Annotated in this window: 15 protein-coding genes; 8 read left to right on the top strand and 7 right to left on the bottom strand. The window is 74.6% G+C overall.

The window, feature by feature from the left end:
* Nucleotides 1-453: LuxR C-terminal-related transcriptional regulator (locus ACFVXK_RS23485; protein WP_389614653.1), on the top strand; the 453-nt coding region annotated here is incomplete at its 5' end.
* 3 nt (nucleotides 454-456) lie between these two features.
* On the opposite strand, the gene ACFVXK_RS23480 is transcribed toward ACFVXK_RS23485, so the two are convergent.
* The 3 genes from ACFVXK_RS23480 to ACFVXK_RS23470 all read right to left on the bottom strand — a co-directional run bounded on the left by ACFVXK_RS23480 (nucleotide 457) and on the right by ACFVXK_RS23470 (nucleotide 3,213).
* Entirely contained in the window at nucleotides 457-1,242 is a 786-nt protein-coding gene (locus ACFVXK_RS23480) for a 3-hydroxybutyrate dehydrogenase (protein WP_389614651.1), read from the bottom strand.
* Between the two features lie 97 nt (nucleotides 1,243-1,339).
* The gene (locus ACFVXK_RS23475) at nucleotides 1,340-1,507 is read right to left on the bottom strand and encodes a hypothetical protein (protein WP_358895325.1); all 168 of its coding nucleotides are present in this window, start codon (nucleotides 1,505-1,507) and stop codon (nucleotides 1,340-1,342) included.
* A 131-nt stretch (nucleotides 1,508-1,638) separates the two neighbouring features.
* Entirely contained in the window at nucleotides 1,639-3,213 is a 1,575-nt protein-coding gene (locus tag ACFVXK_RS23470) for an alpha/beta hydrolase (RefSeq protein WP_389614649.1), read from the bottom strand.
* Nucleotides 3,214-3,388: 175 nt separating this feature from the next.
* On the opposite strand from ACFVXK_RS23470, the gene ACFVXK_RS23465 reads away from it, so the two are divergent.
* Both ACFVXK_RS23465 and ACFVXK_RS23460 read left to right on the top strand, forming a co-directional pair.
* Nucleotides 3,389-3,913: a GNAT family N-acetyltransferase gene (locus ACFVXK_RS23465; RefSeq protein ID WP_389614647.1), complete on the top strand. Its 525-nt coding sequence runs from the start codon at nucleotides 3,389-3,391 to the stop codon at nucleotides 3,911-3,913.
* 141 nt (nucleotides 3,914-4,054) lie between these two features.
* The gene (locus ACFVXK_RS23460) at nucleotides 4,055-4,744 is read left to right on the top strand and encodes a phosphatase PAP2 family protein (protein WP_389614645.1); all 690 of its coding nucleotides are present in this window, start codon (nucleotides 4,055-4,057) and stop codon (nucleotides 4,742-4,744) included.
* 25 nt (nucleotides 4,745-4,769) lie between these two features.
* On the opposite strand, the gene ACFVXK_RS23455 is transcribed toward ACFVXK_RS23460, so the two are convergent.
* Nucleotides 4,770-6,038: a serine hydrolase domain-containing protein gene (locus ACFVXK_RS23455; protein WP_389614643.1), complete on the bottom strand. Its 1,269-nt coding sequence runs from the start codon at nucleotides 6,036-6,038 to the stop codon at nucleotides 4,770-4,772.
* Nucleotides 6,039-6,384: 346 nt separating this feature from the next.
* On the opposite strand from ACFVXK_RS23455, the gene ACFVXK_RS23450 reads away from it, so the two are divergent.
* Nucleotides 6,385-7,161, top strand: coding sequence for a PP2C family protein-serine/threonine phosphatase (locus tag ACFVXK_RS23450; protein ID WP_389614660.1), 777 nt, complete (start codon nucleotides 6,385-6,387; stop codon nucleotides 7,159-7,161).
* Between the two features lie 47 nt (nucleotides 7,162-7,208).
* A complete protein-coding gene (locus tag ACFVXK_RS23445; RefSeq protein ID WP_389614658.1) occupies nucleotides 7,209-8,180 on the top strand; it encodes an MASE1 domain-containing protein in 972 nt (323 codons plus the stop codon).
* 217 nt (nucleotides 8,181-8,397) lie between these two features.
* Here ACFVXK_RS23445 and ACFVXK_RS23440 read toward each other — a convergent pair whose 3' ends face one another.
* Nucleotides 8,398-9,396 carry a zinc-dependent alcohol dehydrogenase family protein gene (locus tag ACFVXK_RS23440; protein WP_389614641.1) on the bottom strand — a complete coding sequence of 333 codons (999 nt, stop codon included), beginning with the start codon at nucleotides 9,394-9,396 and terminating at the stop codon, nucleotides 8,398-8,400.
* 142 nt (nucleotides 9,397-9,538) lie between these two features.
* Here ACFVXK_RS23440 and ACFVXK_RS23435 point away from each other — a divergent pair, with 142 nt between their 5' ends.
* From ACFVXK_RS23435 to ACFVXK_RS23425, 3 genes are all read left to right on the top strand, one after another.
* The gene (locus ACFVXK_RS23435) at nucleotides 9,539-9,889 is read left to right on the top strand and encodes an ArsR/SmtB family transcription factor (protein WP_389614657.1); all 351 of its coding nucleotides are present in this window, start codon (nucleotides 9,539-9,541) and stop codon (nucleotides 9,887-9,889) included.
* 157 nt (nucleotides 9,890-10,046) lie between these two features.
* Nucleotides 10,047-10,472: a ribonuclease domain-containing protein gene (locus tag ACFVXK_RS23430; protein WP_389614639.1), complete on the top strand. Its 426-nt coding sequence runs from the start codon at nucleotides 10,047-10,049 to the stop codon at nucleotides 10,470-10,472.
* 156 nt (nucleotides 10,473-10,628) lie between these two features.
* Nucleotides 10,629-11,837: a cytochrome P450 gene (locus ACFVXK_RS23425; RefSeq protein ID WP_389614637.1), complete on the top strand. Its 1,209-nt coding sequence runs from the start codon at nucleotides 10,629-10,631 to the stop codon at nucleotides 11,835-11,837.
* 43 nt (nucleotides 11,838-11,880) lie between these two features.
* On the opposite strand, the gene ACFVXK_RS23420 is transcribed toward ACFVXK_RS23425, so the two are convergent.
* Together ACFVXK_RS23420 and ACFVXK_RS23415 are read right to left on the bottom strand one after the other, a co-directional pair.
* Nucleotides 11,881-12,405 (bottom strand): DUF5133 domain-containing protein, encoded by a 525-nt coding sequence (locus ACFVXK_RS23420; protein WP_389614636.1) that lies wholly within the window; start codon nucleotides 12,403-12,405, stop codon nucleotides 11,881-11,883.
* A 136-nt stretch (nucleotides 12,406-12,541) separates the two neighbouring features.
* The gene (locus ACFVXK_RS23415) at nucleotides 12,542-13,333 is read right to left on the bottom strand and encodes a maleylpyruvate isomerase family mycothiol-dependent enzyme (RefSeq protein ID WP_389614634.1); all 792 of its coding nucleotides are present in this window, start codon (nucleotides 13,331-13,333) and stop codon (nucleotides 12,542-12,544) included.
* Nucleotides 13,334-13,362 lie beyond the last annotated feature (29 nt).

The following is a 13,362-nucleotide window of genomic DNA, read 5'->3' as shown; positions in this document are numbered from 1 at the left end:
CCCGTGCGCAACGTCCGGCGCGTGCGCGCCTCCGGCAGCCGGGTCCTGGTGATCAGCACGGTCGCCGACCGGGCCCGGATCCTGGCGGCGGTGGCCGCCGGCGCGGACGGCTACCTCACCAAGGACCACGACCTGGAGACCCTGGTGGCGGCCGTCACGGCGGTGGCCTCAGGTGCCACGGCGCACTCGCCCGAGCTGGCCTTCGCCTGGGTCCACGACACCCGCCCCGACCGGCCCCGGCTGGCCCCCCGGGAGCGCCAGGTGCTGGTCGACTACGCCTCCGGGCTCACCCTCAAGGCGACCGCCCGGCGCGCCGGGATCAGCGCCCACACCGCCAAGTACTACCTGGACCGGGTCAAGGAGAAGTACCAGGAGGCCGGACGGCCCGCCTACACCAAGACCGACCTGGCCCGCCGGGTCCGCGAGGACGCCCTCGACCCGGACCCCGGCTGAGCGTCAGGCGGCGGTCCAGCCGCCGTCCATCGGCAGGGAGGCGCCGGTGACGTGCCCGGTGTGCGGCCCGCAGAGCCACACGGCGACCGCCGCCACCTCCTCGGGCTCGATCAGCCGCTTGATGGCCGAGCCGCGCAGCAGCACCTCCTCGACGACCCGCTCCGCGGGGATGCCGTGCGCCTCGGCCTGGGCCGCGATCTGCCGCTCCACCAGCGGCGTGCGGACGTAGCCGGGGTTGACGCAGTTGCTCGTCACGCCGTGCGGGGCGCCCTCCAGGGCGGTGACCTTGCTCAGGCCCTCCAGGGCGTGTTTGGCCGCCACGTAACCGGACTTGAAGGCGCTGGCCCGCAGCCCGTGCACGCTGGAGATGTTCACCACCCGCCCCCAGCCGCGCCCGTACATGTGCGGCAGCACCCGGCGCAGCAGCAGGAACGGGGCGTGCACCATCACCCGCTGGATCAGCTCGAACCGCTCCGGCGGGAACTCCTCGATGGCGGCGACGTGTTGCAGCCCCGCGCTGTTGACCAGGATGTCCACGGCGGCCGGGAGGCCCTCGATGGCGGCGGGGTCGGCGAGGTCGGCCGCATGGGCGGCCCCGCCGATCCGCGCGGCCACGGCCTTCGCCGCCTCCCCGTCCACGTCCACGACGTGCACGAAGGCCCCGGCGTCGGCCAGCGCCACGGCGCAGGCGCGCCCGATGCCGCTGCCGCCGCCGGTCACCAGGGCCACCCGGCCCGCCGGGCCGGACTCGGCGGCGCCGGACGTGATGCTGGAAGATCCGCTCGTCATGCTCCGAACGGTAGGGATCCCCGCCGCCGTCTGCCGATGTGTGCCGCCCCCACACTCCGCCCGCCGCCCATGGCGGGAACCGCCAGGGGCCGGAGCCCTAGTGGGTCCGCCAGCCCGGCAGCCCGCCCGACGGGGGCCGCCCGGCCATCACCTGGGCGAGGTGGTGGAGGATCTCCTCCGCCTCACGGCGGACCTGACCCGGGACATCGCCGCGCTCGCGTACGAGCCGGTCGTAGATCGGCGCTTCACTGCTGGTGCTGCTCACTTAGGACGTCGCTCCCCTGAAGCCGGCACCGGCGGCCGGGCGGCACAAGTGTAGGTGGCGGAATCCCGGCACCCGAACACAGGTCGGTACGGGCGCCGGGGCAAAGGCCGGAACCGGGGGCAAAGCGGAACTCAGGGGCAGACGGTCCCGTCCGCCGGGGCGGTGCCGTCGACGAGGAAGGTGTCGACCGCCTTGGTCGCGCAGGCGTCGGTGCCGTAGACCCCGTGCCCCTCGCCCTTCACCGTCAGGTTGACCCCGACGCCCCGGCCGAGGCCGTCGGCCATCCGCTTCGCGCCCTCGACGGGGGTCGCCGGGTCGCCGGTGTTGCCGATGACGAGGATCGGGGCCGCGCCCTCGGCGGCCACCTGGGGCTTGTCCGACGTGCCGCGCACCGGCCAGTCGGTGCAGGCGAGCAGGCCCTTGGCCATGAACGGCCCGAAGACCGGGGAGGCCGAGCGGAAGGCGGGCTCCTGGGCCCGCATCTCCTCCACCGTGTAGCGGCGGCTGGTGTCGGCGCAGCCGATCGCGGTGTGGGCGGCGTCCGTGTTGGAGTAGCGGCCGTCCGCGCCGCGCCCGCTGTAGGCGTCGGAGATGGCGAGCAGGTTGTTGCCGGTGCCCCGCTTCTGGAGCTCGGCCAGGCTCTGGACCAGGTAGTCCCAGGTCTTCTCGTCGTAGAGGGCGGCGGCGATGCCGGTGAGCGCCTGGTCGGCGGAGAGCTTGCGTCCGCTCCTGGTGGCGGCGGGCTCCTTCTCCAGCTTCTTCAGCAGGTCGGCGATCCGGCGGTCGCCCTCGTCGTCGCTGCCGCCGGTGGGGCAGTCGGCGGCGTACTTGTCCCGGCAGAACGCCATCGCGTGGTTCAGCGCCAGCTGGAACCCCTTGGCCTGGTTCAGGCCCGCCTGGAGCTCGTCCGACGTGGGGTCGACCACGGCGTCGAACACGGTGCGGCCGACGTTCTTCGGGAACAGGTGGGCGTAGACGCCCCCCAGCTGGGTGCCGTAGGAGATGCCGAAGTAGTTGAGCTTGGCGTCGCCGAGCACCTGGCGCATCAGGTCCATGTCCCGCGCGGTGTCGGCCGTGCCGACGTGGGGGAGGACCTTCGCGGAGTTCTGCTTGCAGGCCTGGGTGTACGTCCGGACCGGGGCCATGGGGTCGTCGGAGGGGGCGGGCCCCTCGTCCAGGGCCTTGTCGTCCAGGCAGGTGACCGGGGCGGTGGCGCCCACGCCGCGCGGGTCGAAGCTCACCAGGTCGTAGACGGCGCCGAGCTTCGCGTAGTCGTCCGCCGCGCGCGGGAGGGTCTTGACGCCCGAGGCGCCGGGGCCGCCGAAGTAGTAGACCAGCGAGCCCAGGCGCTTGTTCGCGTCGGTGGCCTTCTTGCGGATCAGCGCCACGTCCAGGGTCTCGCCGTCGGGCTTGGCGTAGTCCAGGGGCGCCTTCATCGACGCGCACTCCCAGTCCCCGCCCGGGGCCTTGCCGCCGCCCTGCGCCGCCGAGGGAGCCGGGCAGGGGGCCCAGGCCGGCTTCTGGCCCGTCAGGGCGGCCGGCAGCGCGGCCGGTGCGGCGGGCGCGGGGGTGTTCGCGGAGGCCGAGGGCTTCACCGCCGCCGGGGCCTTGGCCCCGCCGTCGCAGGCCGCCAGGGCGGGGACCGCCAGCAGCGCGGCGGCGGCCAGTACGGCCGTCCGTGCGGGGCGGCGTATGGGGTGGGGCATGCGGGAGCTCCTGGGGACGCGGGTGTTTCGGTGCCTTCGGGTAAACGGAGGGCAAACTATCCGACGGCCGTGCGGCCGTGTCGCCCGGGGTGGGCGGAGCCGACGGGGCGGCGGGGGCGGGGGAGGAGCACGGCGAGGCTGAATACTCCGATGATCGGACTGTTACGGTCGGGGTATGCCCGAGCTGATCACCCCCTCCGCCCGCCTGCACGCCTCCTGGCTCGACGCCCAGGCGGAATGGGGCGCCGACGCCCACATGGACGGCGCCGGACTGGGCGCCGACGACGACGTGGAGAGCGCCGAGGGGTTCGCCGCCTGGACCGAGCGCCTGCGCCGCCAGGCCGACCGCACGGCGGCGGTCGAACAGGGCCGCGTCCACGCCACCTACTGGTGGATCGCCGAGGGCGACACCTACCTGGGCGCCATCGACCTGCGGCACTACCTCAACGCCTTCCTCCTCGACGCCGGCGGCCACATCGGCTACAGCGTCCGCCCGTCGGCGCGCCGCCGCGGCCTGGCCGGCCGGGCCCTGGGCCAGGTCCTCCACGAGGCCCGGCTGATGGGCATGGACCGGGTCCTGCTGACCTGCGACCCCGGCAACGAGCCCTCGCGGCGCACCATCGAGGGGGCCGGCGGGGTCCTGGAAGACGTCCGCGACACCCTGGTCGGCCCCAAGCGCCGCTACTGGGTCACCCTCTGACGGGTACCCACCGGTCTACCGTCCCGCCGGGCACGTCCGTCACCCGCGCCCCGCTCGCTACAGTGCGGTGGACCCCGTACGACGGGGCCGGAGGGCACCGCGCCCGCCGCGCCCCGGCCAGGAACCCGAGAGGCGGCGCACATGGACGGCCCCGCCCCCGCCGGACGGCCCCCGGCCGGCCGCCGGGGCCTCACCCCGGCCGCCTGGACGGCCCTGGCGGCCTCGGCCGCGTTCGCACTGCTCACGCTGTGGGTGATCCTGGCGGCGGCCGGGCCGCTGCCCTTCGACACCGGCCCGCACGCCTGGTCCCTGTCCCACCGGCCGCCCGCCGCCCTGCACGTTGCCCTGGCCGTCACCGCCACCGGCACCGGGGTCTGGCCGTACGCCCTGGTCGTCCTCGCGGGCCTCTACGCGGGCCGCACCACCCGGGAGCGGCTCTCGGCCGTGGCCGGGCTCGCGCTGTGCCTGGCCCTCGGGCAGGGCGTACGCCGCGCGCTGATGGCGCTCGTCGCCCGGCCGCGGCCCCCGGCCGCCGACTGGGCCACCCACGCCGCGAACTGGTCCTTCCCCTCCGGCCACGCGACGACCGGCGCCCTGACCGCGGGACTCCTGCTCACGGCGCTCGCCGTGCGCGGCTCCCGGGGCCCGGCCGCGGCCGCCGCGGCCGGGCTGATCGTCCTGTGGGGGGCGGCGGTGGGCCTGAGCCGCGTCTACCTCGGTGTGCACTGGCCCTCCGACGTGCTCGGCGGCTGGCTCCTGGCCACCGCCTGGCTGGCCGGAGCCGTCCTCGTCCACCGGTCCTACCGCCGGGAGCCCGCCGCCGGGACGTAGGCGACGGGCGTCAAGCGGGAGGGCGTCAGCGGACGTCGCGCTCCGGCAGGTCCACGTCGGCCGGAGCGGAGGCGAAGCCGCGCGCCTTCGCGGCGACGGCGGGCTTCTTGCCGCAGAACGCCCCCTCCAGCGTCGCGCCGAGGGCCGTGTTGGCGACGCCCCGGTTGGAGGTGTTCGCCATCGCCGTCATGCTGCGCTTGCCGTCGCGGGTGGTGAACGCGTAGGTGTAGAAGCCCTGGACGGTGCCCGTGTGCCCGTACACCGAGGTGCCGCAGGACAGGTCGTAACGGCGCAGGCCCAGCCCGTAGAAGCGGGTGTTCGCGGCGTCGGTCGGGGTCATCGTCAGCATCTGGTCCAGCAGCTTCGGCGCCACCAGCTTCCCGCCGACCAGCGCGGACATGAACGTGCTGAGGTCCGCCGGGCTGGAGATCATCGCACCGGCCGACTGGGCCCAGGACACGGTCTGCTCGGTCGAGTCGACCAGCGGGGCGCCGGCCTCGTCCGGGGTGAGGTAGCCGTGCGTGTGCGGCCCGGCGATCCGCGTGTCGGGGTGCACGTACGAGGTGTCGCGCAGCTTCAGCGGCTTGATGATGCGGCGCTCGTACTCCTTGGCCACCGGTCGGCCGGTCGCCTTCTCGATGAGCATGCCGACCACCACGAAGTTGGTGTTCGAGTACTGGTAGGCGGCACCCGGCTCGCCCGTCCTGGGCTCGGCCAGCGAGAGGCCCACCAGCTCCTGGTAGCTGAACACCTTGTCGCGGACGGCCTCGAAGCCGGGGACGGTCTTGTCGAACATGGCGTTCGTGTAGTCCGACAGGCCGCTGCGGTGGGTCAGCAGGTGGCGCACCGTGATCCGGTCGTCGGGGAGCAGCCCCGGCAGGTAGTGGTTGACCGGGGTGTCCAGCTCGATCTTCTTCTCGTCGACCAGCTGGAGCAGCACGACGGTCGAGAACGTCTTGGTGACGCTGCCGATGCGGAAGCGGGCCCGGGTGTCCATGGCCGCGCCGGTGGCCTTGTCGCTCACGCCCTCCGTCGCGCTCAGCGCGCGCCCGCCCTCGGCGATCCGGGCCAGCGCGCCCGGGGCACCGGCGGCGAGGGTGTTGCGGAGCGCCTGGTCGACGGCCTCCATGTCCGGCGCCGGCAGCGCGGGGCCCGCGGTGTGCGGGGCCCCGGCGGAGGGGGCGGCCGCCGCCTGGGCGGCGGTCGCGGGCGCCACCCCGGCGACCACGGCCAGCAGGGCGGCGCTCACGGCCAGACGTCGGTTGAGGGGACGGCGGTTCGCGGACAGGGGCACGTTGCTCCTCGGCTCGGTGGGTGCGGTTCCCGGGCCCCCGGGGGTCGGCCGGGGTGATCACGAGCCTACCGAGGGCGCCGCGGTCGCCTGATGTCCCGTCACCGCGCGTGTGGCCGAAACTCGTTGTCCGTTCGCACGAGACACCTCGGCTTCCGGGCCCGGTCCGGTCCGTACGCGGGGGCCGGCTCCCGGGCCGCCCGGCGCCGCGCGGGCGGGGACGAGCCGAAATATGATGTGCCTGGGTCTTTCGCACAGCGGGAGCAGAGAGGCAGATGGACATACCCCGGAGTGGTCCGTGACCCCGCGCCGGCGGCCCCCTCGGCCGGCCAGCGCCGATCTGCTGACCATGCTGGGGCGGCTCACCGCCCAGGCGCGGGAGGGTGCCCAGCTGCACCACGCCCGGGTCGAGCTGGCCGAGGCCCTCCAGCGCGAGATGCTGCCCGCCTCCCTCCCCGTCCTGCCGGGGCTGCGGACCGCGGCCCGCTACGCGCCCGCCCAGCACGGGCTCGACATCGGCGGCGACTGGTACGACGGCTTCCGGCTGCCCGAGGGCGCCCTCGCCTTCTCCATCGGCGACGTCCAGGGGCACGACGTCGCGGCCGCCGCCTTCATGGGGCAGGTCCGGGTCTGCCTGCGCGCCGTGTCGGCCGTGGTCGGCGACCCGGGGGAGGTGCTGGGCCGGGCCAACGACGTGCTGCTGTCCATGGACTGCGAACTGTTCGCCACGTGCAGCCTGCTGCGCTTCGACCCGCGCACCGGCGAGCTCCAGGGGGCCCGGGCCGGCCACGTCCCCGCCGTCTGGGCCACCGTCGACGGCCGCCACGGCATCGCCGAGGACGCCGGGGGACCGCCGCTGGGCCTGGTCCCGGGCGCGGGCTACGCCGTCACCCGGCGCAGGCTCACGGCCGCCGGGTCCATCGTCCTGCTGACCGACGGCGTGGTGGAGGGGCCGTCGTTCCCCATCGAGGCGGGGCTGGAGCGGGTGTCGCGGATCGTCCGGGAGGGCGCGGGCGGCGACCCCGGCGAGCTGGCCGCCGAGGTGATGAAGGTGGCCGACTCCACCGGCCACGCCGACGACGCGGCGGTCCTCGTCCTCAGCCACGACGGCCCCCCGGCCGCCTGACGGGCGTGTCACGCCCGGACCGGACGCCCGGGCTGTTGTCTGATGCTGTGGTGCGCACCCTGCAATGGCGACGTACGCGCGGGACGCTGCTGCTGGTCCTCGCCGTCGCCGCCGCCTACTACGCGACCGGCCGGCTGGGACTGATGCGCCAGGTGGTCGTCGGGGGCGCCGTCGTCACCCCGCTGTGGCCCCCCACCGGGATCGCCCTGGCGGCCCTGCTGCGGTTCGGCGCGCGCATCTGGCCGGGACTGGCCCTCGGCACCTACCTGGCCATCGAGCAGCTCGCCGCCTTCCGTGCCTCCGACCTGGGCATCGTGGCGGGCAACGTGCTGGCCCCGCTGTGCGCCCTGCTGCTCCTGCGCGTGGCCGGATTCCGCCCCGAACTGGACCGGCTCCGCGACGGGGTGGCCCTGGTCTTCCTGGGCGGGCTGCTGCCGATGCTGATCAGCGCCACCGCCGGGACCTGGACGCTGGTGCTCACCGGCAACCTCCCGGCGGGCAACTTCTGGCCCACCTGGTCGGCGTGGTGGGCGGGGGACACCATGGGCGTGTGGCTGGTGGCCCCGCTGCTGCTCGCCCTGCACTGGGCGCCGCTGCCCCGCGACCCCCTGCGGGTGGCCGAAGCGGCGGCCCTGACCGCAGCCACCGCCGCCGCGACGGTCGCCGCCACGCACAGCGGGCTGTCCCTGCTGTTCCTGGTCTTCCCGCTGCTCATCTGGGCGGCCGTGCGCTTCCAGCTGGCCGGGGCGGCGCCCTGCGCCCTGCTCATCTCCGTCCTGGCGATCTGGGCGGCGACCGACCACGCGGGACCCTTCGCGGGCCGGAGCCTGCTGGAGACCATGGTCAACCTCCAGGCCCTCAACGGGGCGGCCGCGCTGACCGGCCTGCTCCTGGCGGCCCTCGTCGCCGAGCAGAACAACGTCCGGCAGAAGATCGAGGAAGCCTGCGAGGAACTCGCCGAGGTCGTCGCCCAGCTCTCCCCGAGCCGCGGTGACGGCGGCCCTCCCGGCCGTCCCTGACCCCTCCGGCGAAGGCCCGGACCACCCTCGTGCGGCGATCCGACTCCCACCCGGGGCCCCTGTTCGGGGCCGGCCTGTCCGGTTTCCCGGTGCCGCCGCACCTGGGCCCTCGGCCTCAGGCATGACCCGCGGGCCGGCGCCCCTGGAGCGGACCGGCCTGGCGGAACGCGAGCCCGGCGCGTGCGTGGCCCGCGACCGCCGCAGGCCCGGGCACCGCCTAGTGCCGTACGGCGACGACGATCTTGCCCACCTGGGTGCCCGCCTCCATGTAGCGGTGGGCCGCCACGATCTCGTCCAGGCCGAAGACCCGGTCCACGACCGGCTCGAACGAGCCGTCGCGCAGCCCCGAGGTGACGAAGGCCTCCGCCCGGCGCAGCCGTGCCGGGTCGGTGGTGATCTCCTGGGCGGTGAAGGTCCGCATGTTCAGCGCGGGCATCCCGAGTTCGAACCCCGGGTACGGCGTCGGCTGCCCGCTCAGTGCCCCGTACATCAGCAGCGTGCCGCCCGGGGCGACCGCCCTGCCCAGGTCCAGGACCCCCGGCCCGGCCACGGCGTCGAAGACGAACTCCGCGCCCCGGCCCCCGGTGAGGGCGAGCACCCGGTCGCCCACGCCCTCCTCGTCGGTGACCACCACCTCCGCCGCCCCGCCCGCGCGCAGCCGCTCCGCCTTGGCGCGGGTGCGGGTGGTGGCGATCGGGACGGCGCCGATGCGGCGGGCGACCTGGATCGCCGCCAGCCCCACGCTGCTGGAGGCGGCGGTCAGCACCACCGTGTCCCCGGCGCGCATCCCGCCGACCTCCACGAGCGCCCCGTACGCCGTGAGGTACGGCATCCACACCGCCGCGCCCCGGACCGCGTCGACGCCCTCCGGGCGGTGCAGTACCGCCGCCGCCGGGACGACCGCGCGCTCGGCGTAGACGCCGTAGTCGTTCATCGAGAACCCGGGCACCACGCTCACGGCCCGCCCCGGTTCGAACCCCTTCACGCCCGGGCCGACGGCCTCCACCGTGCCCGACGCCTCGGCGCCGAGCGTGGCCGGGAACGCCTTCGGCGCCTCGATGTAGTCCCCGCCGCGGAACAGGGCCTCGGCGCGGTTGAGGCCGATCGCCTCCACGCGGATCAGCAGTTCGCCCGGTCCGGGCGGGCCGGCCGGGACCTCTTCCAGCCGCAGCACCTCGGGGCCCCCGAGCTCGTGGAACCGCACAGTCCTGGCCATCACGCATCGTCCCTTCCGTCCGGTGCGGCCGCCTCGATCACGCCGCCGGGCCCCACTGAATCCGATGGTTCGACAGATGTCAAACTTTGATGGTCGTCATACTTTGATGGGTGTCGTACGATGGGGGCAGGAGGTGGCGGTCATGGCGGCGGCGACGACAACGGCACGGCGGGGTGGGCGCGACCGCGTCCCCGCCCACCCGGAACTGCGGGACGTGACGCTCCAGCAGGTACTCGAAGCGCTCGTCGATCCGGTGCGCCGCCTCATCGTGCGGGAACTGCACGCCGCGGGCCGGGACCTCAGCTGCGGCACGATCGACCTCCCGGTCGGCAAGTCCACCGCCACCCACCACTTCCACGTACTGCGCGACGCGGGCCTCATCCGCCAGTACTACGTCGGCACCTCCCGGATGAACGCCCTGCGCGCGCAGGAGATGGAGGAGGCCTTCCCCGGCCTTCTGTGCGCCGTCGTGAGTGCGCCGGACGGGTCCTGACGGCGGCCGCCCCCAAGCGGAACCACCCGCTCAGGGGAACGGGGCCTTAAGGGCGGGCGGAGTTCGTGCCGCACCCGGTGCCACCTCGGTGAACACCCGTGGAACAGCCATGAGTTGACGTTGACGGCCGCCGCTCTACGCGCGTTGTGTGGGGCGCATGAGGATTCCCCCACGTTTCGCGGCCCTGGCCGCCGCGGCCGCCGTCGCCGCCACCCTGTTCACCGGCCAGGCCGCCACGGCCGCCCCCGTCCCCGCCCCCGTCCCCGCCCCCGCCTCCGCGCCCGCCGCCGTCGCCTCGGTCGGCGGAATCTGTTACTCCGCCCTGCCCGACGAGGCGTACGACACCCTCCAACTCATCGACCAGGGCGGCCCGTTCCCGTACTCCCAGGACGGCATCGTCTTCCAGAACCGCGAGCGCGTCCTGCCGGCGCAGACCACCGGCTACTACCACGAGTACACGGTGATCACCCCGGGCTCGCCGACGCGCGGGGCCCGACGGATCGTCACCGGTCGTCAGTACATGGAGGATTACTACACCTCCGACCACTACGTCACCTTCCGGCGCATCGACTTCGCCTGCTGACGCAGGGAACGGACACCCCCTGAGGCCCTTCCGCACCGTCTTCGCGCTGGTGGGGGAGGGCCCGGTCCGCCATGCCGTCGCATACACGACTACTGTGGAGTACACACGCATCGGCGTGTCACCGTGCAGGTAACACGTGTATCCAGGGGGAACGAAATGGCGTCCGCGCCCGAAATGGTCGATCTGCTGGAACTGAGCCCGGACTTCGTCCGCGACCCGTACCCGGTCTACGCGCAGCTGCGCGAGCGCGGCCCGGTCCACCACGTCCGCACGCCGGACGGCGAGGACATGTGGCTGATCGTCGGGTACGAGGCCTCGCGCGCCGCCTTCAACGACCCGCGGCTGAGCCGTGACTGGCTCCGGTCCGGCGACATCGGCCAGATCATCAACGTCGAGCAGGACAACCCGGCGCTGGCCCACATGCTGATGGCCGACCCGCCGCACCACACCCGGCTGCGCCGCCTGGTGGCCCGGGAGTTCACCCCGCGCCGCATCGAGGCGCTGGCGCCGCGGCTCCAGCAGATCACCGACGAGCTGCTCGACGCCATGGAGGCGAACGAGGACCGCCAGGGCGACCTCCTGGAGGCGCTCGCCTTCCCGCTTCCGATGACCGTCATCTGCGAGCTGCTCGGCGTGCCCGGCCTGGACCGTGACGCCTTCCGCGCCTGGTCCAACGAGGCGGTCGCGCGCACCAGCCCCGAGGCGGAAGCCGCCGCCTACGCGGGCATGATCACGTACCTGACCGAACTGATCGAGGCCAAGCGTGCCGAGCCGGGTGACGACCTGCTCAGCGCCATGATCCATGCCGTCGACGAGGGTGGGGACCGGCTCTCGCCGTCCGAGCTGATCGGGATGTCCGTCCTGCTGCTGATCGCGGGCCACGAGACCACCGTCAACATGATCGGCAACGGTATGCGCGCCCTGTTCGCCCATCCCGAGCAGCTCGCCGACCTGCGCGCGGACCTCGGTCTGCTGGACGGTGCCATCGAGGAGATGCTCCGCTACGACGGCCCGGTCGAGACCTGCACCGAGCGGCTGGCGCTGGAGGACGTGGAGATGGGCGGCGTGGTGATCCCCAAGCGCTCCACCGTCCTGATCGCGATGGCCGACGCCGACCGCGACCCGGCCCGCTTCGAGGACCCGGACCGCTTCGACATCCGCCGTGACGCCCGCGGCCACATCGCCTTCGGGCACGGGCTGCACTACTGCCTCGGGGCCCCGCTGGCCCGGCTGGAGGGCCGCATCGCCCTGCGTTCGCTGCTGGAGCGCTTCCCGGAGCTCACCAGCGACGCGGACGAGGCGAAGCTCCCCTGGGTCCCCGGCATGCTGATCCGCGGTGTGAAGCAGCTCCCCGTCCGCTGGTGACCCGCCGTCCGGGGCCCCGGCCGCCGGGGCCCCGGGGGACGCGCTACTCGGCGGCGGCCGACAGGTGCTGCTCCGCCGCCAGGACCGCCTGGTGCGTGCTGGGGCGGCCCATCAGGACGCAGAGGGTGTAGGCGACGTCGTCCATCGCCCGGAGGGTGCCCGGGTCCGTGGGGGCGGCCGCCAGACGGGCCTGGCAGCCGCGCAGCCGGGACAGGACCTCCTCGGTGCGCAGCCGGCTCGGCTGGATCCCCACCGTCTGGACCGCGCCCGGGCGGTGCGGGGTGCGGGCCGCCTCCAGGGAGCGGCGCAGGGCCCGTTCGATCCGTACGGGCATCGGCATCCCGAGGGTCCCGGCGACCATCGCCGCCGCCACCTCGACCGCCGTGACGCGGGCCAGCTCGGCCGCCGCCAGCAGGATCTGCTTCGCCTCGCGGACCGAACAGGGGGCCGCCGCCATCAGGAGGCCCACCGCCCAGGTGTGCGTCGGGCTCTCCCCGGGCGGCCCGCCCCGCGCGGGAGCGACCTCGGCCGAGAGGGCGGGGGACGGCGGATCACCGGGAGACGCCACGAGAGGATCCCTTCAGGCCGCGGACCGCGGCGACGAGAAGCACGTCAGGCCAGCCCGCCCCTCGCGGGACGTGTCCTCACCCACGCTGACACACCCGGTGGGGATCCGCACCGCGTGCCCGGCCCTCCGGGGGTGCTCAGAACTCCGAGTTGGCGAACCAGAGGTCCAGCAGCTCCGCGTCCCCGCCGGTCTCCACCGTCGCCGCCGAGCGGTCCAGACGGCCGTAGAGCAGCAGGAGCAGGTCGGCCGCCGGGGCGCGGACCACCGCGTCGGCCGGGACGGCCGCGTCGGCGGGGTTCCGGTCCGCAGCGCCGTCCGCGAGCACGCCGAAGCCGTCGGGACGCAGCCGGACCGGCCACGAGCCGTCCGTGTCGGTGCACTCGAAGCGGATGGTCCGGTCCGCTCCGCGCAGCCGGGCCACCTTGGGCGCGAAGATCGCCGCGTAGGGCAGGTTGACGAGGAACTCGTCCACGCCGTCGCGGGCGAGCGCGCGGTCGACGGCCGAGGGCAGCCCCAGCGCACGCTCGGCGTCGACCCGGTGGACCAGGGTCTCGAACGCCATCCGGCGCACCCAGAAGCGCGCGTGGCCGTCGGCGCCCCACACCCACATGGGCGCGTCCAGGTCGGTGCCGGCGAACACCTCGGCCGCCTCGGCGGCGCCCTCGGCCAGCCAGTCGGCGTATCCGTCCGCCCGTTCCGGCAGCCGCAGGTCCACGTCACGGCTGGTCGGCGGTGCCTGGATCCGCTGCCGCAGCAGTACGGAGAACCACCGGTGCACGCTTCCGGCGTGCCGCGTCAGATCGGTCAGGTCCCAGCCGGGGCAGGTGGGCACGGGGGCCGTCATGTCGGCACCCCTGACCAGGTCCGCGAACCGGGCGGCCTCCGCCGCCACGGCCGCCCGGTGGTCGAGCTGGTCGGCTGTGTTCATGCTGGGAGCCCTTCTGGCCTGATCGGATG

It is taken from the genome of Streptomyces sp. NPDC058157 (assembly GCF_042884105.1).
Classification (GTDB): Bacteria; Actinomycetota; Actinomycetes; order Streptomycetales; family Streptomycetaceae; genus Streptomyces.
The sequence above is the reverse complement of the archived record's forward strand: the minus strand, read 5'-3'. Positions and strand labels throughout refer to the sequence as shown.

What these genes read in the sequence shown, in the direction of transcription:
- ACFVXK_RS23430 (WP_389614639.1), top strand. Translation starts at nt 10,047, where the DNA reads ATGAGGATTCCCCCACGTTTCGCGGCCCTGGCCGCCGCGGCCGCCGTC.
- ACFVXK_RS23465 (WP_389614647.1), top strand. Translation starts at nt 3,389, where the DNA reads ATGCCCGAGCTGATCACCCCCTCCGCCCGCCTGCACGCCTCCTGGCTC.
- ACFVXK_RS23435 (WP_389614657.1), top strand. Translation starts at nt 9,539, where the DNA reads ATGGCGGCGGCGACGACAACGGCACGGCGGGGTGGGCGCGACCGCGTC.
- ACFVXK_RS23440 (WP_389614641.1), bottom strand. Translation starts at nt 9,396, where the DNA reads ATGGCCAGGACTGTGCGGTTCCACGAGCTCGGGGGCCCCGAGGTGCTG.
- ACFVXK_RS23460 (WP_389614645.1), top strand. Translation starts at nt 4,055, where the DNA reads ATGGACGGCCCCGCCCCCGCCGGACGGCCCCCGGCCGGCCGCCGGGGC.
- ACFVXK_RS23480 (WP_389614651.1), bottom strand. Translation starts at nt 1,242, where the DNA reads ATGACGAGCGGATCTTCCAGCATCACGTCCGGCGCCGCCGAGTCCGGC.
- ACFVXK_RS23450 (WP_389614660.1), top strand. Translation starts at nt 6,385, where the DNA reads ATGCTGGGGCGGCTCACCGCCCAGGCGCGGGAGGGTGCCCAGCTGCAC.
- ACFVXK_RS23415 (WP_389614634.1), bottom strand. Translation starts at nt 13,333, where the DNA reads ATGAACACAGCCGACCAGCTCGACCACCGGGCGGCCGTGGCGGCGGAG.
- ACFVXK_RS23425 (WP_389614637.1), top strand. Translation starts at nt 10,629, where the DNA reads ATGGCGTCCGCGCCCGAAATGGTCGATCTGCTGGAACTGAGCCCGGAC.
- ACFVXK_RS23470 (WP_389614649.1), bottom strand. Translation starts at nt 3,213, where the DNA reads ATGCCCCACCCCATACGCCGCCCCGCACGGACGGCCGTACTGGCCGCC.